Genomic DNA, 18,158 nt, shown 5'->3' on the forward strand with positions numbered 1-18,158 from the left:
GGCGATGGGCGAGATGGAATACGACTACCTGGCGGCACTCGATATTGGCGGCACCAAGATGGCGGCGGCGGTTGCCGGTCCCGAGGGACCGCTCGCGCGCGTCACCCGGCCGACGCCGAAATCCGGCAGGGACAGGGTGCTGCCGGAGCAGGGTGTGGAAATGATCGCCGAAGCCTGTGCCCAGGCGGGCATCGATCCGGCACGGGTAGGCGCGGTGGGCGTCGCCTCCTGCGGCCCCTTCGTGAAGCAGGAAGGGCTCATTGCGCTGGCGGCGCCCAATATCTGCGGCGGCGGGCGCAATGCGCCGGACCTGCCCAACGACTGGACCCTGATTCCGCTCGAGCAGGTGCTGCGCGAGCACTACGAACGGGTCACGATCGACAACGACTGCGTTGCCGCAATCGCCGCGGAGCGCGCCTTCGGCGCCGCCATCGACGAGCCGGACTGTGCCTATGTCACCTGGAGCACAGGCGTCGGCTTCGGCCTGTGCGTGGATGGCCGGATCCTGCGTGGCAAGAACGGCAACGCCGGGCACGCCGGCCACATGCTGCTCAACGAAGACCAGGACGCGGTCTGCGGCTGCGGCAATCGCGGCGACCTCGAGGGGCTGATCTCCGGCCGCAACCTCGCCAACCGCGTCGGCCTGACCTCCGAGGCCCTTTTCGAGGCGGCGCGTGCGGGCGATCCGCTCGCCAGGGAGGTCGGCGAGTACGCGGCCCACTGGCTCGGCCGCGGCCTGTACAACCTTGCCGCGGCGCTCGACCTGCGGCTGTTCGTCATTGGCGGCAGTGTCTGGCACCACCACGGCGAATGGCTGCAGCCGCTGGTCATGCGGGAGCTGGAAAGCCATCTTCCGGCGCTGACGGCCGGGGTGCGTATCGTGCCGGCGGCACTGGGTTCGCTGGTTGCGGATATCGGCGCCTTCACGCTGGTGCTGCCGGACGCGTGGGTAGCGCGCTGGCGGAAGGACAAGCCCTGGCGTGCATTGCAGGACTGATCGCCGCACGGCGACGGAACCTTTTCGGTTTGACTTGCGTCACAGAAATATTGAGGGCCGCCGTTATGCTGGTCCTCTTCCTGGACAAAACGACAACGCCGCCCGCAGATGATGAATTCCCCCGCACTGTCCCGCCTGCCGCAGGAATGGCAGCACTGGATCAACGAAAACCTTGCCCGCCGCTGCGAGCCGCACACCATGGCGGCGGTGATGGTGCGCGACGGGCATTTCGACGCAATGCTGGCACGGACTGCGATCGAGGAGGCCCGGCGCGCCTCGTTTCCGCGCGAGGCCGCGGCGCCTGCGCGGCAGGCACAGCCGCTGCCGACCATCGACACGTCCGTCAATGTCGTGCGTGCGCTGGATCGCGACGTCGAGATCGTGCTGTCGCTGCGCAGTCCGCGCGTGGTGGTCGTCGCCAACCTGCTGAGCGACGAGGAATGCGACGAACTGATCGCCTACAGCGCCGGCCGCCTGGAGCGCTCGCCGGTCGTCGCCGACAGCGACGGCAAGACTCAGGTGCACGCCCATCGCACCAGCCGCGGCGCCATGCTGCAGCGAGCCGAGTCGGCGCTCGTCGCCCGCATCGAAGCCCGGCTCGAGGCCCTGACCGGATGGCCGGCCGAACGCGGCGAGGGACTGCAGGTGCTGCGCTATGAAAAAGGCAATGAATACCGGCCGCACTTCGACTGGTTCGACCCGTCGACGCCTGGCCCGCGCAAGCACCTCGAACGCGGCGGGCAGCGCGTCGGCACGATCGTCATGTACCTGAGCGATGTGGAGCAGGGCGGCGGCACCTCGTTTCCCAAGGCCGGGTTGCAGGTGCAGCCCAAGAAGGGCGGCGCTGTCTTTTTCAACAACACCGATGAATACGGCGAGCCCGACCAGATGTCGCTGCATGCCGGCGAGCCGGTCGAGAAGGGCGTGAAGGTGGTCGCCACCAAGTGGATGCGGCAGCGGGCCTACGTCTGACCCGCACCGCCTGGCGGCACCCTGCGGGGCGGTCGCCGGCCGGGCCTAGTGACCGGTCTTGCGCTCGACCATCTTCATCAGCGCGTACATCGTCTCCAGCGACGGTGCGTGAACGCCCTCGCGGCGGCCGGCGCGCACCGCGTTGCCGAGGATGACCTCGGTCTCCATCGGCCTGCCGTGCTCGAAGTCGAGGGCCATGCTGGTCTTGTATGGCGGCGCCTTCGCGGTATTCTCCAGGTACTGGTCTATCAGGCCCTGTTGCTGCGGATGCCCGGCCGCCGCCGCGATCGCGCAAATCTCCTCCATCACCTTGCGCACGAAGCCGGTTCCGCCCTCCGCGCCGAGGATGTGGCCGGTGTCGAGCACGCCGCCAAGCACCGAGATCGGGTTGAACGCCGCGTTCCACACGCATTTCTGCCAGCGCGCGGTCACCACCGCGTCGCTGGTCCTCGCCTTGATGCCGCCAGCTTCCAGCAGCGCCGCAAACCGCCGGCTGCGCTCGCTGAGGCCGGACGGGTAGTTGCCGAACATGAGTTCGCCGAAGGCGAAATGGCGCACCCGGCCCGGCGCTACGCGACTGACCTGGACGAAGGCGAGCGCGCTGATAAGTTCGTTGTCGGGAAAGGCTTGCGCGATTTCCTCTTCGATCTCGACGCCGTTCTCGATCAGGACGATCGCCGTTTGCGGGCCGACCGCGTCGCGGATCAGCGCGGCACGGTCCACGCCCTCGATCACCTTGACGCTGAGCACCAGGTAGTCGGGCGGGCCGCCCTGGTAGTCGCCGGGCGCCCGTAGTGTCTGCGCCGGCAGGAAGTGGCGCTCGCCGAGCCGTTCGCTCTCCACGATGACGCCGTCGCGCCGCACCGCATCGTAGTCGGAGCGGCAGACCGCGCTGACTTCCGCGCCGCCCGCCTGCAGGGCAGCCCCGTAGAAACTGCCGATCGCGCCGGCCCCGATGATGAGAATCCTGTCCTTGCTGGTTGCGTTCACTGCTTCCTGTCTCCTGTTTTCTTGTGCCGCCTGCGTGCCGGCCGCCAGGCGATTGTAGCGGCACCCGCCGATCGCTGCCGGAGCGCCCTTGAAATCCATGCAAGGCGCCTTCGCAACATCAACAAAAATATTCGCGATGCTTGCAGATAGTCACTATGTTGCTCCTAATTAACGCGTTATGATTGGTGTCGCAGGTCAACATTTTGTTTCAATTATCCATGCTCAAGAAAACCCTGATGGCGCTGCTGCTGAGCACGGCAGCGTCCGCCTTTGCCCTCCCGTTCAGCTCCCAGCACGCACTCGTGCTGGAAGAGGATTCGGGCAAGGTACTGCTCGAAAAAAATGCGCATGAAATCGTGCCGATCGCCTCGCTCACCAAGCTGATGACCGCGATGGTCGTGCTCGACGCGCGCCTCGACATGAATGAGGAAATCGCGATCGACGAAAGCGACGTCGACACGCTGAAGTTCAGCTCGTCGCGCGTGCCGGTCGGCGTCGTGCTGACGCGCCGGGCATTGCTGGAACTGGCCCTGATGTCCTCGGACAACCGCGCGGCCCACGCGCTGGCGCGCACTTTCCCCGGCGGACATGCGGGCTTCGGCCGCGCGGTGCGGGAAAAGCTGTTGGCGCTCCAGATGCACGACACTTCCATCCAGGAGCCGACCGGCCTGTCGCCGCACAACCGCTCGACCGCGGCGGACCTGGTCAAGATGACGGCAGCGGCGTCCGCCTATCCGGAAATCAGCCAGATCACCACCGAGACCGGCGACCTGGTCGACATGAACGGCCGGCTGGTCCAGTACCGGAACACCAACCGTCTGGTGGGCCGCGACGGCTGGGACATCATGCTGTCGAAGACCGGCTTCACCCGCGAGGCAGGGCGCTGCCTCGTGATGCGCTTCCAGGCCGCCGGCAAGAAGGTGATCATGGTGCTGCTCAATGCGCGCGAAAGCGCTTCCCGCATCGCCGATGCCGAGAATGTGCAGCGCTTCCTGAATGGCGAGACGCTGTTCGCCGAGGCGCAGCGGAAGGTGTCGCGCAGCGAGGCACGCGTGGTGAAGGTGGGCCAGCGGCCGACCGCCCGCGCCAAGGTACGCGTCAAGGCGACAGCCAAGCGCAAGATGATGTAGCAATGGCATGACGCCGGCAAAAAAATGGACCGCAACGCGGTCCATTTTTTTTGGCGTACAGGAGCGGGTCGGGCCGATCCCGCCGATCGGCATTCCTGGCCCTGAAACGGGCCTTTGGTTTTTCGGCTACCCTTCCAGCGCCTGACAACAAACTTGGAGACAGCATGAGCAAGCCACTTCCCGGATACGCCGCCCGCCGCTTCATCCCTGAGCGACTGGACGCGATGACGCGCCGCATGCGCACCGACATCGACACCGGCCGCATACCGGGTGTCGTCATGCTCGTCGCGCATCGCGGCGAGGTGGTCTATCGCGAGGCACTCGGGATGCAGGATCCGGACAGTGGCGTCCGGATGACGCCCGAGACCATCTTCCGCATCTACTCGATGACAAAGCCGATCGTCTCGGTTGCCGCAATGATGCTGGTGGAGCAGGGCAGGCTGCTGCTGACCGACCCGGTGGAGCAGTATCTGCCCGAACTGGCCGGACTGCGGGTCGGGGTCGAGCGGCCGGGCGCCGAAGGCAGGCCGGTGCTCGCGCTGGAACCGGCCCGTGCGCCGATCACCGTACAGGACCTGCTGCGGCATACCGCCGGGTTCACCTACGGCATCTTCGGCGACTCCCTGGTCAAGGCGGAGTACCGGCAGGCCGGGCTGGGAACGCCGCGTGCCAGCAGCGATGAATTCATCCGCACGCTGGGGCAGCTGCCGCTGATGTACCAGCCGGGCACGGTTTGGGAGTACAGCCATGCCACCGACGTGCTCGGCGTGCTGGTCGAGCGCATCAGCGGGCAGTCGCTCGACGAGTGCCTGCGCCAGAAGATACTGGCCCCGCTCGGCATGCGCGACAGCGGCTTCTGGGTGGAGCCCGAGCAGCAGCACCGGATTGCGGAGCCGTTCGCAACCGACCCGGTGACCGGCGCCGCGGTCCGCCTCAACCAGCCGCGCCGGCGTCCGGCATTCCTCGGCGGCGGTGGCGGCATGATGTCCACCATCGACGATTACCTGCGCTTTGCCGCGATGCTGGCGAACGGAGGCACCCTCGACGGGGCGCGCCTGATCGGCCGCAAGACCCTCCAGCTGATGACGGCCGATCATCTCGGCAGCCTGCCGGGCGCGCGCAGCGGACAGAACTTCCTGCCCGGACCCGGCTACGGCTTCGGCCTCGGCTTTGCCGTCCGCAACGGCGAGGGCGATGCGCCGATCCCCGGCTCGGCCGGCGACTTCACCTGGAGCGGACTAGCCGGCACCTATTTCTGGGTCGATCCGCAGGAACAGCTGGTCGCCATCCTGATGATGCAGGCGCCGGAACAGCGCACGCACTACCGGCAGCTGTTCCGCAACCTGGTGTACGCCGCCCTCGACTGACGGTGCTGCCAGGGACAAGGCGTCTGCACCGGACACAAAGGGAAGGGTGCGCATTGTCTTGTGGCAAGTTCCGGCGGCCTCCGCTACACTGCACGGGCTGGGAGCCGGCGCCTTGGGCGCACCCGGCGGTGAGAGCCGCGGCAAGGACGCGATACCGACGACCGGAGCACACTCCGGCGGCACGGTTTTCACCGCCTCACGTGGTTGAGGAGACAAGATTGAATTTGCGTACGGTGAAGATCGGCACCAGGCTCGGACTCGGCTTCGGTGTCATCCTGTTGCTGGTGATCGGCGTGCTGGTGGCCGACATCCTGATCAGCGCCCGCACCAGGCAGGCGCAAAACGCCGGGCTGGAACGGGCGAATGCCAAGGCCGTACAGGCCAATGCGATGCGCGGCGCCCTGCTCGAAGGCGGCATCGCGATGCGCAACGTCGGGCTGCAGTACAGCACGCCCGACATGCAGCGCGAGGAAGCCAAGGCGCAGGCACAGCGCAAGCGTTTCCAGGAAGCGGCGGACAAGCTCGTCGCGCTCGGCCTCAGCGGCGAGGAGAAGGCGATGGTCGACAAGATCGCCGACCTCTACAAGAAGACCGATGCCCCGTTCCAGGAGGCGATCCAGAAGGTCAAGGAATATGCGAACGAGTCGGCCGGCAAGCTGATCTCCTCCGCCATCGATCCGCTCAACCAGCAGGCCATCGCCGAGATCGACCGCCTGGTGGGGATCCAGCAGAAGTCGGTCGACGAACTGCTGGCGGCATCCGAGGCCGCCGGCGCCCGCATGACCTACCTGCTCATCCTGATGGGCCTGCTCACGCTCGTCACGGGCGGCGTGCTTTCGCTGGTGACGACACGCAGCATCATCGGGCCGCTGCAGGACGCGGTCGGCGTCGCCAAGCGCGTCGCCGCCGGCAAGCTCGGCACCCGCATCGATGTCGCGGGCAAGGACGAGACCAGCGAACTGCTGCTGGCGCTGAAGGAAATGGACGACAGCCTGTCGCGCATCGTCAGCGATGTCCGCAACGGTACGGATGAAATCGGCACCGCCTCCGATGAAATCTCAGCGGGCAATGCCGACCTGTCGCGCCGTACCGAGGCCCAGGCCAGCGCCCTGCAGGAGACCGCCTCCTCGATGGAGGAACTGACTTCCACCGTACGCAACAACGCCGAGAACGCGCAACAGGCCAACCGCCTGGTGCAGTCGGCCTCGGAATCCGCGGTCAAGGGCGGCGAGGTGGTGAGCCGCGTGGTCGACACGATGAGTTCGATCAAGGACAGCTCGCGCAAGATCGTCGACATCATCGGCGTGATCGACGGCATCGCGTTCCAGACCAACATCCTGGCGCTCAACGCCGCCGTCGAGGCCGCGCGCGCGGGCGAGCAGGGTCGGGGCTTTGCGGTGGTCGCGGCCGAGGTGCGCACGCTCGCGCAGCGCTCGGCGCAGGCCGCAAAGGAGATCAAGGACCTGATCGGCGACTCGGTGAAGAAAGTCGAGAGCGGCAACGCGCTGGTCGACGATGCCGGCCGCCAGATGCAGGAGATCGTCGCCGCCGTGAAGCATGTGGCCGACATCATGAACGAGATCACCGAGGCCAGCCAGGAGCAGAGCGTGGGCCTGGAGGAAGTGAACCGCGCAGTGGCGACCATGGATGAAATGACCCAGCACAACGCGGCGCTTGTGGAGCAGGCCGCCGCCGCGGCTGCTGCCATGCAGGGCCGTGCCGCCGCACTTGGCCAGACCGTCGCCGCATTCGACCTGAGCGGTTCGCCCGCGCCGCGTGCATCGGCGCGTGAACCCGCCTTCGTCGCTCCCGCCGCGCTTGCCGGCGAAACGCGGCCTGCTTCTGCGGCGCGGCCGGTCCTGCCGCGGAAGCAGGCGAAGCGGCTGGTCGGCGGGCAGTGACCTTGCGCTGGCCGACAGGCGCCGCCTTCGCGGTCAGCCGGCCCTGAGCCGGGCCGGCGCCAGCACTTCCGGGCGTACGCCAAAGTCAGCCAGGCGCGACGGCGCGGGGACGTCGCGCAGCAGCGCGGCATACAGTTCGCCCGCCGCCGCGCAGGACTGGATGCCGTAGCCGCCCTGCGCCGCTGCCCAGAAAAAGCCCGGCCGGACGGGGTCGAAGCCGCCGACGAAGCTGCCGTCCGGGACGAAGGAGCGCAAGCCGGCCCATACGTGCTTCGGCCTGCGGATCGCGAGGGTGGTCATGTCCTGGATACGGTCGATGGCCAGCGCCACATCGAGTTCTTCCGCTTGCACGTCATGCGGTTCGACCGGATCGACGTTCGCCGGTGAACCGAGCAGCAGGCCGGCATCCGGTTTGACGTACCAGGTTTCGTCGACGCCGATGAACATCGGCCAGTCCGCGGTGCGCATGCCGGGCGGCGGCTCGAAGGTGAATGCCGAGCGCCGCATCGGCACCAGGCCGATCGGCGGAACCCCGGCCAGCGCCGCAATCGCGTCGCACCAGGCGCCGGCCGCATTGACCACCACCGGCGCGCGGAATTCACCCGCGCCCGTCTGCACCCGCCACCGCCCGCCGTCGTGTTCCATCGCCTGCACCGGGGCATCGCAAACCACCATGCCGCCCGCCGCACGCGTCCCGCGCAGGAAGCCCTGGTGCAGGGCGTGCACATCGATGTCCATGGCATCCGGCTCGTACACCGCACCGCTGACGCGTTCCCGGCGCAGCACCGGCACCATTGCGCAGGCGGCCGCCGCGTCGAGCCGCCGGGCGTCCTGCGAGACCGAGCGTACGATCGCCTCGTGCGCGTCGAGCAGCGCCTGCTGCCCCTGCGCCCCGACCATCAGGGCGCCGCGCGGCGTGAGGATCGGATGGTCGCCGAAACCGGCCGGCGGATGTTCAAGGAAGTCGCGGCTGGCGCAGGTGAGCGCGCGTACCTGGGGCGGGCCGTAGCTTTCGAAATAGAGCGCGGCGGACCGTCCGGTGCTGTGATAGCCGGGCTGGCTTTCGCGTTCCAGCAGGATGACGCGCGCATGCGGCGCCAGCCACCACGCGATGGATGCGCCGGCAATGCCTGCGCCGATAATCAGGTAATCTGCATGCTGGTCGTTCATGACGGACTCGTTCGTCGGGATGCGGATGACAAGCGGATTATGCGCCGTCGACCGCTTTCCTGCCGGCGCTAACCGCGGTGCAGCAAGGCAGACGCATGGCAAGCATACTGGTGGTCGAAGACACGCCTGCGAGCATGAAGCTGATGGTGCTGATCCTCGCCAGCGCCGGGCATACAACGCTGCAGGCGGCGACTGCGGGCGACGCCATCGCGCTTGCTGCACGCATGCGCCCGGACCTGATCCTGATGGACATGCATCTGCCCGACATGGACGGCATGGCCGCCACCCGCGCCATCAAGACCGATCCGGCCACGGCCGCGATACCGGTGGTCGCGGTGACCGCGATGGCGATGAAGGGCGACCGCGAACGCATCCTCGCAGCCGGGTGCGACGGCTACCTGGAGAAGCCGGTCGACTTCCGGACACTGCTGGCGGAAGTGGCTGCGCGGTGCAACGGCGATCAGGCGCCGGGCGGCGGCTGAAACGCTTCCTGGGCCACTTTCTGGCAGGCGCCCGGGATCGCATCACGGATGATCTCTGCCAGGCGCCGCGTGCCCGGGCCGGCGCTGTCGGGATCGGCGACGATCATGTAGAGCTCGGTGAAACGTTCGCCGCCGTCACGCACCGGCAGCGGCTTCAGGCTTCCCGCACGCAGCTCGTCGCGAATCTTCTCCTCGGGAAACCAGGCAAAGCCGTACCCCAGTTTTGCGGCCTCGATCGATGTAGCGCTCTGGCTGACGGTCCAGCGCTGCGCCGCATCGATGATCACCTTGGCATCGCGCCGCACGCCGGACTCGCGTACCACGAGATGCCGATGCTTCTGCAGGTCCTCCGCCGTCAGTTCGCGGCCGAGCTGGTGCAGCGGGTGGCGGGGGCTGGCCACGGGGATGAAGCGCACCCGCATCAACGGCGCCCCGAGAAAGCCGGGCGGTACGCTATTGGCGATCGCCAGGTCCACGCGTCCCTCCAGCAGCGCCTCGGCGGTGCCCCCGAGGACCGACTCGATCAGTTCGATCCGGGTGTGTGGGCTCTCCTCGCCGAACTGCTGCAGGCATTGCAGCATCAGCCACGACGGAAAGATGATCTCGGCGGCGATCCGTATCTCGGCTTCCCATCCTGCCGAGAGGCGCCGCGCCGCGCGTTCGAGCGCATTCGACTCCTCGAGCAGGGTGCGCGCCCGCCGGTACAGGAATTGGCCGGTCGGGGTCAGCATGGCACGGCGTCCCTGGATCTCGAATGCCTTCACGCCGAGCAGGGCCTCGATCTTCTGCACCGCGTACGTCACCGACGACTGGCTCTTGTGCAGGATGTCCGCGGCCTGGGCATAGCCGCCGCTGTCGACCACGGCGACCAGCGTTCGCCATTGTTCCAGGGTGATGTACTGGTTTTCCATAACATCGAATGAGTAGATAGGTAAGCGCTAATCATTCTACTTTTTTATCTTTTGAATGGATAGTTTAATGGACACACCAACTACACCATTTCGGGAGAACAGCAATGACGACACTTCTTCAACTCAATTCCAGCCTGTTTGGCGAGAACGGCCAGTCCACGCGCCTGGCCAACCAGTTTGCAGCCGCATGGCAGGATGCCCACCCGGAGGGCCGGGTGCTGGTGCGCGATCTCGCGGCCGACCCGATACCGCACCTTGACGGGCAGCGTTTCGCCGCATTCCTGAGCAAGCCGGGAGAGCGCACCGGGGAACAGCAGGCGGTCGTCGACTTCTCCGATGCCCTGATCGCGGAGTTGCGCGATGCCGACGTGATCGTCCTGGCCGTGCCGCTCTACAATTTCGACGTACCGTCGGTGCTGAAGGCGTATTTCGATCATGTGACGCGCGCCGGCGTAACGTTCCGCTATACGGAAAACGGCCCGCTCGGCCTGCTCAACGGGAAAAAGGCGTACGTATTCGCGGCGCGTGGCGGCAAGTACGCGGGCACCGCGGCGGACACCTCGACCGGCTGGCTGCGTACCATCCTGGCGTTCATCGGCATCAGCGACGTCGAGTTCGTCTATGCGGAAGGGCTGGCGCTCGGCGAGGAAAGCCAGCAGGCCAGCATCGCCCGCGCGCGGGAGGAAGTGCGCCTGCTGGCCGAGCCCCTGCGCGCCGCCGCCTGACCCCCTTACACTGTTTCATTTGCCGGAGATTGCCATGACCACCACCGCCCGCGGCGCTGCCAGTGTCAGCAACGTCAGCAAGACTGCCACGCGCACCCTGCAGCGCGTGATCCAGGGCCTCGCCACATCCGACGGCGCCGGCGTCAAGCTGCGCCGTACGCTGGGACAGGGGCAGGGCACGCGCCTCGATCCCTTCCTGATGCTCGACGAATTCTTCTCGGACAACCCGGGCGACTACCTGGCCGGTTTTCCGGCGCATCCGCACCGGGGATTCGAGACCGTAACCTACATGCTCGACGGCCACATGCAGCACCAGGATCACCTGGGCAACGTTGGCGAACTGACCAGCGGCAGCGTGCAATGGATGACCGCCGGTCGGGGAATCGTGCATTCGGAGATGCCGCAGCAGGCCGACGGTCGGATGCGGGGCTTCCAGCTCTGGATCAACCTGCCCGCCAGGGAAAAGATGAAGCCGGCGGGTTACCGCGACATCCCGCCGTCGGACATCCCCGTTGCCGCTTTGGCCGGCGGCGGAACAGTCAAGGTGATTGCCGGCACGGCAGAGGCGGATGGCCGGCAGGTGCCCGGGCCGATACAGGGCCTGACGACCGAACCGCTGTATCTCGACGTGCAGCTTCCGCCCGGCGCCCGCTACCGCCAGCCGGTCGACCCCGGCCACAACGCCTTCATCTATGCGTACGAAGGCAGCCTGGCGATCGGCGCCGACGGCAGGCCGCTGAAGGAACGCGCCGCCGGCGTGCTGTCGCCCGGCGGGCAGGTGGAGGTGGTCGCCGGCGCGCAGGGTGCGCGATTCCTGCTGCTGGCGGCGAGGCCCCTCGGCGAGCCGGTGGTGCAATACGGTCCCTTCGTGATGAACACCGTGGAAGAGATCGAGCAGGCCATCGCCGATTTCCAGGCGGGCAGATTCACGCAATCCGGCGCTTGAGCGGATAATGGGCTGTTCACCCCTCCAGAGGACCAGCCCATGAGCGCATTCGCCCTGATCCGGCCGCACGAAAAGGATATCGGCGGCTTCAACGTTCGCCGCCTGCTACCCAGCCATCCGCACAAGCTGGTCGGACCCTTCATCTTCTTCGACCACATGGGGCCGGCCGGCTTCGCGCCGGGGCAGGGCCTCGACGTGCGCCCGCATCCGCACATCGGCCTGGCGACGGTGACCTACCTGTTCGAGGGCGCGATCCTGCACCGGGACTCGCTCGGTACCGTGCTGGAGATCCATCCGGGCGACGTCAACTGGATGACGGCCGGCGCCGGCATTGCCCATTCCGAGCGCTCGCCTGAGCGGCTGCGGCAATCGGGGACCATGCTGCATGGCATACAGGTATGGGTCGCCTTGCCAAAACAGCATGAACAGGTCGCCCCCAGTTTCGAGCACCATCCGGCCGCCACGCTGCCGGAGATCGCGCTGCCCGGCGTGCGGATGCGCCTGATCGCCGGTTCCGCCTTCGGCCGGACGGCGCCGACCACGACTTTCTCCGGCATGTTCTATCTGACGGTGGAAATGGAAGCCGGCGCGCGCCTGTCCCTGCCTGCCGAGTATCCCGAACGCGCAGTGTACCTGGTCGACGGCGCCGTCGACGTGGCCGGCCAATCGCAGCCGGAACGGCACATGGCCGTGCTTCCGGCTGGGCAAGAACTTACAATAGAGGCGCGCGCGGCATCGCGCCTGATGCTGCTCGGCGGCGAGCCGATCGACGGCGACCGCTTCATCTGGTGGAATTTCGTCGCCAGCAGCAGGGAACAGATCCAGCAGGCGAAGGAACGGTGGCGCGCCCAGGAATTCGGCCAGGTGCCGGAAGAGACGGATTGGATTCCTTTGCCTGACGAACCGAAACCGGCGGAGTCTTTCAGTTAAACTTCCGCCCTGGCATTTTTAGGATTGAAAGCATGAACATCACCGGAGACCCGAAGACGGCTGCCGCCGGCTCCGAAAAGATCGTCGCCCATGTGGCCTCGTCGGTGCTGCCGACGCGCCACGGCGAGTTCCGCATCCACGTCTATCAGCCGGTGGACGAGACGGTCGAACACGTGGCGCTGGTCAAGGGCGAGGTTGCCGGCCACGACAACGTGCTGGTGCGGGTGCACTCCGAGTGCCTGACCGGCGACGTGCTGGGCTCGATGCGCTGCGACTGCGGCGAGCAGCTGGACGCGGCCATGGCCATGATTGCCGCGGCCGGGCAGGGCATGGTGCTTTACCTCCGTGGCCACGAAGGGCGCGGCATCGGCCTGGCGAACAAGATTCGCGCCTACCAGTTGCAGGACCAGGGGCAGGATACGGTGGAAGCCAATCTCGCGCTCGGCCTGCCTGTGGACACCCGCGATTACGAGGTCGCCGCGCGCATCCTTGCCCATCTCGGCGTCAAGAGCATCCGGCTGATGACCAACAATCCGCGCAAGATGAAAAAGCTGGCGGACCACGGTGTGACGGTCAACGAACGGGTGCCCGTCATCACGCCGCATACACCGCACAATATCGGCTATCTGCGCACCAAGCAGCAGAAGCTTGGCCACATGTTCGATTTCGAGTGAGATGTCCGGCGGGCCTCACCCACCGGTCCTCCTGACGTTTCTTCCCCATGATCAAGAAGCTATTCCTGCCGGCGGCCCTGCTGCTGGCCGCCTCCATCGGCCACGCCGCCGAGCCCATCCGCATCGGCATGATCGAAGGTCTGTCCGGTTCCTTCGCCAATGCCGGCGAGGCCGTGGCGCGCAACCTGCAGTTTGCGATTGAACGGATCAACGCCGCCGGCGGCGTACCGCTGCCCGGCGGCGCGCGGCCGCTGGCCCTGGTGACCTTCGACAACAAGCAAAGCGTCGAGGACGCGCTGGTCGGCCTGCGCCATTTCGCCGACCAGAAGATCGCGTTCGTCGTCCAGGGCAACAGCTCGGCTGTCGCCGCCGCCCTGATCGATGCGGTCGACAAGCACAACCAGCGCGTGCCGCAGCAGCGCATGCTGTTCCTGAACTACTCGGCGGTCGACCCGGTGCTCACCAATGAGAAATGCAGCTACTGGCACTTCCGCTTCGACGCCCATGCCGACATGCGCATGCATGCGCTGACCGAGGTGATCAGGAGTGACAGCGGCGCAAGGAAAGCCTACCTGATCGGGCAGGACTACAGCTTCGGCCAGCAGCTCGCGCGCTCGGCACGCGCGCAGCTGGCCGCCAAGCGGCCGGACATCGAGATCGTCGGCGACGAGCTGCATCCGATCGGCAAGGTCAAGGACTTCGCGCCGTACATCGCGAAGATCAAGGCCAGCGGCGCCGATACCGTAATCACCGGGAACTGGGGCAACGACCTCACCCTGCTGGTGAAGGCGGCACGCGAGCAGGGACTGAACCTCAAGTTCTACACCTTCTATGGCAACGGGCTCGGCGCGCCCGCCGCCATCGGCGACGCGGGCGTCGGGCGGGTGCGGGCGGTGGCGGAGTGGCATCCGAATACGGGCGCGGGAAGCGCGGGCCGCGCAAGCGACGATTTCTACCTTGATTTCCGCAAGCGCTATCCCAAGCCTGAGGACGACTATGTGCACATGCGCATGCACCTGATGGTCGAGATGCTGGCCGGCGCGATCCGGCAGGCGGGCGGGACCGACGCGGCAGCGGTGGCCCGGGCGCTGGAAGGCGCGCGCTACGACAATGGCTTCCACCAGGCGACGATGCGCGCCGACGACCATCAGCTGATCCAGCCGCTGTACGTCTCGGTGATGCGCAAGGTCGCGGACGGCGGGATACGGTTCGACAACGAGGGCAGCGGCTTCGGTTTCAAGACCGAGCGTTACCTGCCGCTGGCAGCGACAGCGCTGCCAACCTCCTGCAGGATGCGCCGGCCCGACTGACCGGACGCAAATGCGCGTTCCGGCCGTGCCTACAACCGCGTGCGCAGGTAGGCCTCGGCCGCATAGCGGCGCATGGTGCGGTGCGTATTGAAGAGGACCGCGTTGCGGCCGATCGCGCCTTTCATCATCTGCAGCCAGCCTTCGCGGCTGCCGTAGAAGAGCGGCAGGACTACCGACTCCAGCTTGTCATACAACTCCCAGGCGTGCGACCTTGGATCTTCGCCTGCCGTTGCCTGCCCGATTCCCCATCCGGTGACGCCCTCGATGCAGCCTTCCATCCACCAGCCGTCGAGCACGCTGAGGCTGGGCACGCCGTTCAGTGCGGCCTTCATGCCGCTGGTGCCGGACGCCTCCATCGGCGGGAGCGGCGTGTTCAGCCAGACGTCGGCGCCGGAAACCAGCAGCCGCGCAAGGTCCATGTCGTAGCCGGGCAGGAAGACGCCGCGCACCGCCTCACCGAGCTCGCCCAGATAGCGATGCAGCGCCTCGATCAGGCGCTTGCCGTCGGCGTCGTGGGGATGCGCCTTGCCGGCAATGACCAGCTGCAGCGGATGCCGCCGCGCCATCTCGCGCAGGCGCCCGAGGTCGGTGAACAGCAGATCCGGCCGCTTGTAGCCGGTCATTCTGCGTGCGAAACAAATCGTCATCACGTCGGGCCGCAGTGTCACGCCGCGCGACTGGCGCACATGGGCGAGCAGGGCATGCTTGGCTTCGAGGTGGGCGCTCCACAGCGCCTCGCCGTCCACCTGGTCGATGCGCATCAGCGTCTCCGGCTCATTGCACCAGTGGGGAAACTGACTGTCGTACAAGCGGCGGATGCTGTCGGCGGCCCAGGTGTAGGGGTGGACGCCATTGCCGATGGCGTGCACCTGGTAACCGGGAAACATGCGTCGCGACAGCTCGGCGTGGCTCTTGGCGACGCCGTTCACGTACTCGCTGAGGTTCAGGGCAATCTGGGTCAGGTTCAGGTGCTGCGCGCCGCCGAGCTCCCGCAGCAGGTCGATGTCGGTGTTCGGTCCCAGGACGCGGGAGACCAGCTCGTACGAAAACTTGTCATGCCCGGCCTCCACCGGCGTGTGCGTGGTGAAGACGCATTGCGAACGTACCGCGCCGACGTTGTAGGCAGCGGCGGCGGCAATGGCGGCGGCGGGCCGCGCCCCGGTTCCGTTGCTCCTGCGGAGCAGGTCCAGGCACAGCAGCGCGGCATGTCCCTCGTTCAGGTGATAGCGCTGGACCGAAAAACCGAGCGCGCGCAGCAGGCGCATGCCGCCGGGACCGAGCAGCATCTCCTGTTTCAGCCGGTAGGTGCTGTCGCCGCCGTACAGGTGATGGGTGAGCCGGCGATCCTCGGGGCTGTTCTCCGGCAGGTCGGCGTCCAGCAGCAGCACGGGGACCTTGCCGCCGACCTGGGACCGGATCACGTACAGCCATGCGGTCAGCCACACCTGGCGGCCTTCGATCTCGAGCGCCACCTTGGCCGGCAAGGGCAGCGCATGGCGCGAAGGGTCCCATGCGCTTTCATGCTCGACCTGGCGGCCGGCATCGGTAATCTCCTGCGTGAAGTAGCCGGCCCGGCTGACCAGCGTCACGCCGACCAGCGGCAGATCGAGGTCGGCGGCCGAGCGCATCGTGTCGCCGGCAAGCACGCCAAGGCCCCCGCTGTAGGTGGGAATCGCTGATTCGAGGGCGATCTCCATCGAGAAATAGGCGACGCGGGAAACCTGCAGGAATTCATCGAGCGGAGTGATAGTCATGTCCATCCCGGAAGCAATGCGGAATGCTTCAGGATGCCGAGGCCGGACAAGGAAGCACAAGCCCGCCGCGCGGTTTTGCCCGTGCCTTTGAGGTCGGTCAATGGCCAGCGGCCGCCCGCATTGCCTCGCCTTAACGGGATGCCCGCCGGTCAGTCCTGCAGCCGCAGCCGAAGAATGTCCACGCGTGCAATCCTGCCTGCCACCGCAAGCGCGCCGACGTAGCCGTCGCCGACCGGCAGGTCCACCGTGGTCCAGTCGCTGCGTGCGGTCCTCGGCGGCGGCAGCCGCAGCCAGTGCGAGGGGGTGACGCCGCAGTCGACCGCATAGTCGCGCAGCGGCAGGGAGAGGCCGAGGCCGGTGGCTTTCGAGACGGCTTCCTTCCGGTTCCAGCACCGCATCGTCGCCAGCCTGCCGTCCGTCGCGCGCCGCAGCGCGGCCACTTCGTCGGGGTGGAAGCCGGCAGCGATGTCCCGGTATTCCTGGCCCGCCGAGGCGGACGCGACATCGATGCCTACCCTCGAGCTCGACGCCACGGCGACCCACAGCTGGTTGCCGGCATGGCTGATATTGCATCCCACGCTGCAGCCTTCCAGTTCCGGCTTGCCCCAGGTGCTCACGCGGATGAGGCTGTTCGGATCCATGCCGCCGTAATGGGCAGCCATGGTGCGCAGCAGGGCGCGTCCGAGCAGGTTGCGCAGGCCGTCCTCCGCCTGCGGGAAGCGGGCCGCCCGGGCGTGCTCGTCAGGGAGCGTGTGCTGCATCGCGTAGCTGCGCAAGGCATCCTGGTGGCGCCAGTCGATGGCGAGGCCCAGGCAGACAGCCGCGTCCGGCGCCAGTGCCGGCAGGACGACCGAGAACGGCCGTTCCGCGCGCGCCGTGGCATCGCGTGGAACCAGCAGGACATCATGGGCGGCGGGAGCGGCAGGGGCGGCGGGCATGGCATTCCGGAGCGGCGAAAGTAGCGCAATCATACGGCAGATGCCGTCCCTGCGCCTCAGACCGCCATGTAGCGGCCGGGCCTGTGGTTGATCGCCAGGATCATGTTCAGCATGGCCGCGCCGAGCAGCGAGATCATCGCCGCCGGGAACGAGATCATCGGGATGGCCAGCAGCAGGATCGCCGCGTCAAGACCGAGTTGCACCAGGCCGGCGCGGATGCCGTAGCGCTCCTGCAGGTACAGCACCAGCACATTGACGCCTCCCAGGCTGGCGCGGTGACGGAACAGCACCAGCAGGCCGACGCCGCACAGCAGGCCGCCCATGACCGATCCGTAGATGGTATGGAGCAGTTCCAGCCGGAACACCTGCGGCAGCAGTTCGGAAAAGGCCGACAGCAGGCTCACCGCCGCAAAGGACTTGAGCGTGAAGCGCCAGCCCATTTTTTTGACTGCGAGCAGGAAGAACGGCAGGTTGATGATGAAGAAAAGCTTGCCGAAGCTGACGCCGGTCAGATAGTGCAGCAGGAAGGCGATGCCGGCGGTGCCGCCGGTGATGAGCCCGGCCTTGCCAAGCAGGGCGACGCCAAGCGACACCAGCAGGGTGCCTGTGAACAGCGCTTGTGCGTCCTCGAGCGCGCTGTGGCGGGAGAGCGATGAAGGCGGCGGAATCTCCGCGGGCTTGCCGTGCACGGTCTCGTCGGTAGACTGCTGCGGACTGGTGCCGGCGGCGGAGGGGCCGGACAGGGTATCGTGTTTGTGCATGCGAATGGCCGGGGCGCGCGTTCCACTTGTGATGGAACGGCGCCGCACGGCAGAAGTTCAGGTGCGCAGGGATCGCGCGTGCAAGACCGCGATTCTATTGATCCGGCCACCGAAAATCCAGCTCGGCAGCCCCCTGAAGCATTTCTCCACATCCTCTAGAATGACATTCGTTCAACTCGCCCGCCGGACGAGGAACGGAC

General features: G+C 67.0%; 17 protein-coding genes. 11 read left to right on the plus strand and 6 right to left on the minus strand.

Translation table 11 applies throughout. The annotated features are described in order from the left end of the window. Window positions 1-4: 4 nt before the first annotated feature. Window positions 5-997: an ROK family protein gene (locus VIM12_RS20760; RefSeq protein WP_331944338.1), complete on the plus strand. Its 993-nt coding sequence runs from the start codon at window positions 5-7 to the stop codon at window positions 995-997. A 108-nt stretch (window positions 998-1,105) separates the two neighbouring features. Continuing rightward, on the plus strand, window positions 1,106-1,969 hold the full coding sequence (locus VIM12_RS20765) for a 2OG-Fe(II) oxygenase (protein WP_331944340.1): 864 nt from the start codon (window positions 1,106-1,108) through the stop codon (window positions 1,967-1,969). A gap of 45 nt (window positions 1,970-2,014) precedes the next feature. Here the strand turns inward: VIM12_RS20765 and VIM12_RS20770 are convergent, their stop codons facing one another. Next, on the minus strand, window positions 2,015-2,959 hold the full coding sequence (locus VIM12_RS20770; protein ID WP_331944342.1) for a 2-dehydropantoate 2-reductase: 945 nt from the start codon (window positions 2,957-2,959) through the stop codon (window positions 2,015-2,017). Between the two features lie 218 nt (window positions 2,960-3,177). On the opposite strand from VIM12_RS20770, the gene VIM12_RS20775 reads away from it, so the two are divergent. The 3 genes from VIM12_RS20775 (at window position 3,178) to VIM12_RS20785 (ending at window position 7,357) form a co-directional block, all read left to right on the plus strand. After that, window positions 3,178-4,089 (plus strand): serine hydrolase, encoded by a 912-nt coding sequence (locus VIM12_RS20775; protein ID WP_331944344.1) that lies wholly within the window; start codon window positions 3,178-3,180, stop codon window positions 4,087-4,089. Between the two features lie 164 nt (window positions 4,090-4,253). Then, complete coding sequence (locus VIM12_RS20780; protein ID WP_331944346.1) at window positions 4,254-5,456, plus strand: serine hydrolase domain-containing protein; 1,203 nt, start codon at window positions 4,254-4,256, stop codon at window positions 5,454-5,456. Between the two features lie 218 nt (window positions 5,457-5,674). Then, window positions 5,675-7,357 (plus strand): methyl-accepting chemotaxis protein, encoded by a 1,683-nt coding sequence (locus VIM12_RS20785; protein WP_331944348.1) that lies wholly within the window; start codon window positions 5,675-5,677, stop codon window positions 7,355-7,357. A gap of 33 nt (window positions 7,358-7,390) precedes the next feature. Here the strand turns inward: VIM12_RS20785 and VIM12_RS20790 are convergent, their stop codons facing one another. Continuing rightward, window positions 7,391-8,527, minus strand: a complete 1,137-nt coding sequence (locus VIM12_RS20790) for an FAD-binding oxidoreductase (RefSeq protein ID WP_331944350.1) — start codon at window positions 8,525-8,527, stop codon at window positions 7,391-7,393. A gap of 95 nt (window positions 8,528-8,622) precedes the next feature. On the opposite strand from VIM12_RS20790, the gene VIM12_RS20795 reads away from it, so the two are divergent. After that, entirely contained in the window at window positions 8,623-9,009 is a 387-nt protein-coding gene (locus tag VIM12_RS20795) for a response regulator (protein ID WP_331944352.1), read from the plus strand. Here VIM12_RS20795 and VIM12_RS20800 read toward each other — a convergent pair. After that, window positions 8,988-9,920 (minus strand): LysR family transcriptional regulator, encoded by a 933-nt coding sequence (locus tag VIM12_RS20800; RefSeq protein ID WP_331944354.1) that lies wholly within the window; start codon window positions 9,918-9,920, stop codon window positions 8,988-8,990. The genes VIM12_RS20795 and VIM12_RS20800 overlap by 22 nt on opposite strands. A gap of 104 nt (window positions 9,921-10,024) precedes the next feature. Between VIM12_RS20800 and VIM12_RS20805 the strand changes: the two genes are divergently transcribed. Genes VIM12_RS20805 through VIM12_RS20825 form a run of 5 tightly spaced genes read left to right on the plus strand, consistent with a single transcriptional unit; the run spans window position 10,025 to window position 14,505 of the window. Next, complete coding sequence (locus VIM12_RS20805; RefSeq protein WP_331944356.1) at window positions 10,025-10,645, plus strand: FMN-dependent NADH-azoreductase; 621 nt, start codon at window positions 10,025-10,027, stop codon at window positions 10,643-10,645. A gap of 34 nt (window positions 10,646-10,679) precedes the next feature. Beyond that, window positions 10,680-11,591 (plus strand): pirin family protein, encoded by a 912-nt coding sequence (locus tag VIM12_RS20810; protein WP_331944358.1) that lies wholly within the window; start codon window positions 10,680-10,682, stop codon window positions 11,589-11,591. A 39-nt stretch (window positions 11,592-11,630) separates the two neighbouring features. Then, window positions 11,631-12,521, plus strand: coding sequence for a pirin family protein (locus VIM12_RS20815; RefSeq protein WP_331944360.1), 891 nt, complete (start codon window positions 11,631-11,633; stop codon window positions 12,519-12,521). Between the two features lie 32 nt (window positions 12,522-12,553). Then, on the plus strand, window positions 12,554-13,195 hold the full coding sequence (gene ribA, locus VIM12_RS20820; RefSeq protein ID WP_331944362.1) for a GTP cyclohydrolase II: 642 nt from the start codon (window positions 12,554-12,556) through the stop codon (window positions 13,193-13,195). A 47-nt stretch (window positions 13,196-13,242) separates the two neighbouring features. Beyond that, window positions 13,243-14,505: a branched-chain amino acid ABC transporter substrate-binding protein gene (locus VIM12_RS20825; RefSeq protein ID WP_331944364.1), complete on the plus strand. Its 1,263-nt coding sequence runs from the start codon at window positions 13,243-13,245 to the stop codon at window positions 14,503-14,505. Window positions 14,506-14,534: 29 nt separating this feature from the next. On the opposite strand, the gene glgP is transcribed toward VIM12_RS20825, so the two are convergent. The 3 genes from glgP to VIM12_RS20840 all read right to left on the minus strand — a co-directional run bounded on the left by glgP (window position 14,535) and on the right by VIM12_RS20840 (window position 17,958). Then, complete coding sequence (gene glgP, locus VIM12_RS20830) at window positions 14,535-16,259, minus strand: alpha-glucan family phosphorylase (protein ID WP_331944366.1); 1,725 nt, start codon at window positions 16,257-16,259, stop codon at window positions 14,535-14,537. Window positions 16,260-16,408: 149 nt separating this feature from the next. Then, a complete protein-coding gene (locus VIM12_RS20835; RefSeq protein ID WP_331944368.1) occupies window positions 16,409-17,197 on the minus strand; it encodes a 4'-phosphopantetheinyl transferase family protein in 789 nt (262 codons plus the stop codon). A 56-nt stretch (window positions 17,198-17,253) separates the two neighbouring features. Then, on the minus strand, window positions 17,254-17,958 hold the full coding sequence (locus VIM12_RS20840) for a YitT family protein (RefSeq protein WP_331944370.1): 705 nt from the start codon (window positions 17,956-17,958) through the stop codon (window positions 17,254-17,256). Window positions 17,959-18,158 lie beyond the last annotated feature (200 nt).

This window comes from Noviherbaspirillum sp., assembly GCF_036563305.1.
Lineage (GTDB): Bacteria > Pseudomonadota > Gammaproteobacteria > Burkholderiales > Burkholderiaceae_D > Noviherbaspirillum.

Bases quoted from the DNA above. Each gene is read 5' to 3' on its own strand.
- VIM12_RS20760 (WP_331944338.1), top strand. From the start codon at position 5: ATGGGCGAGATGGAATACGACTACCTGGCGGCACTCGATATTGGCGGC.
- VIM12_RS20765 (WP_331944340.1), top strand. From the start codon at position 1,106: ATGATGAATTCCCCCGCACTGTCCCGCCTGCCGCAGGAATGGCAGCAC.
- VIM12_RS20775 (WP_331944344.1), top strand. From the start codon at position 3,178: ATGCTCAAGAAAACCCTGATGGCGCTGCTGCTGAGCACGGCAGCGTCC.
- VIM12_RS20780 (WP_331944346.1), top strand. From the start codon at position 4,254: ATGAGCAAGCCACTTCCCGGATACGCCGCCCGCCGCTTCATCCCTGAG.
- VIM12_RS20790 (WP_331944350.1), bottom strand. From the start codon at position 8,527: ATGAACGACCAGCATGCAGATTACCTGATTATCGGCGCAGGCATTGCC.
- VIM12_RS20795 (WP_331944352.1), top strand. From the start codon at position 8,623: ATGGCAAGCATACTGGTGGTCGAAGACACGCCTGCGAGCATGAAGCTG.
- VIM12_RS20800 (WP_331944354.1), bottom strand. From the start codon at position 9,920: ATGGAAAACCAGTACATCACCCTGGAACAATGGCGAACGCTGGTCGCC.
- VIM12_RS20805 (WP_331944356.1), top strand. From the start codon at position 10,025: ATGACGACACTTCTTCAACTCAATTCCAGCCTGTTTGGCGAGAACGGC.
- VIM12_RS20810 (WP_331944358.1), top strand. From the start codon at position 10,680: ATGACCACCACCGCCCGCGGCGCTGCCAGTGTCAGCAACGTCAGCAAG.
- VIM12_RS20815 (WP_331944360.1), top strand. From the start codon at position 11,631: ATGAGCGCATTCGCCCTGATCCGGCCGCACGAAAAGGATATCGGCGGC.
- ribA (WP_331944362.1), top strand. From the start codon at position 12,554: ATGAACATCACCGGAGACCCGAAGACGGCTGCCGCCGGCTCCGAAAAG.
- VIM12_RS20825 (WP_331944364.1), top strand. From the start codon at position 13,243: ATGATCAAGAAGCTATTCCTGCCGGCGGCCCTGCTGCTGGCCGCCTCC.
- glgP (WP_331944366.1), bottom strand. From the start codon at position 16,259: ATGACTATCACTCCGCTCGATGAATTCCTGCAGGTTTCCCGCGTCGCC.
- VIM12_RS20835 (WP_331944368.1), bottom strand. From the start codon at position 17,197: ATGCCCGCCGCCCCTGCCGCTCCCGCCGCCCATGATGTCCTGCTGGTT.
- VIM12_RS20840 (WP_331944370.1), bottom strand. From the start codon at position 17,958: ATGCACAAACACGATACCCTGTCCGGCCCCTCCGCCGCCGGCACCAGT.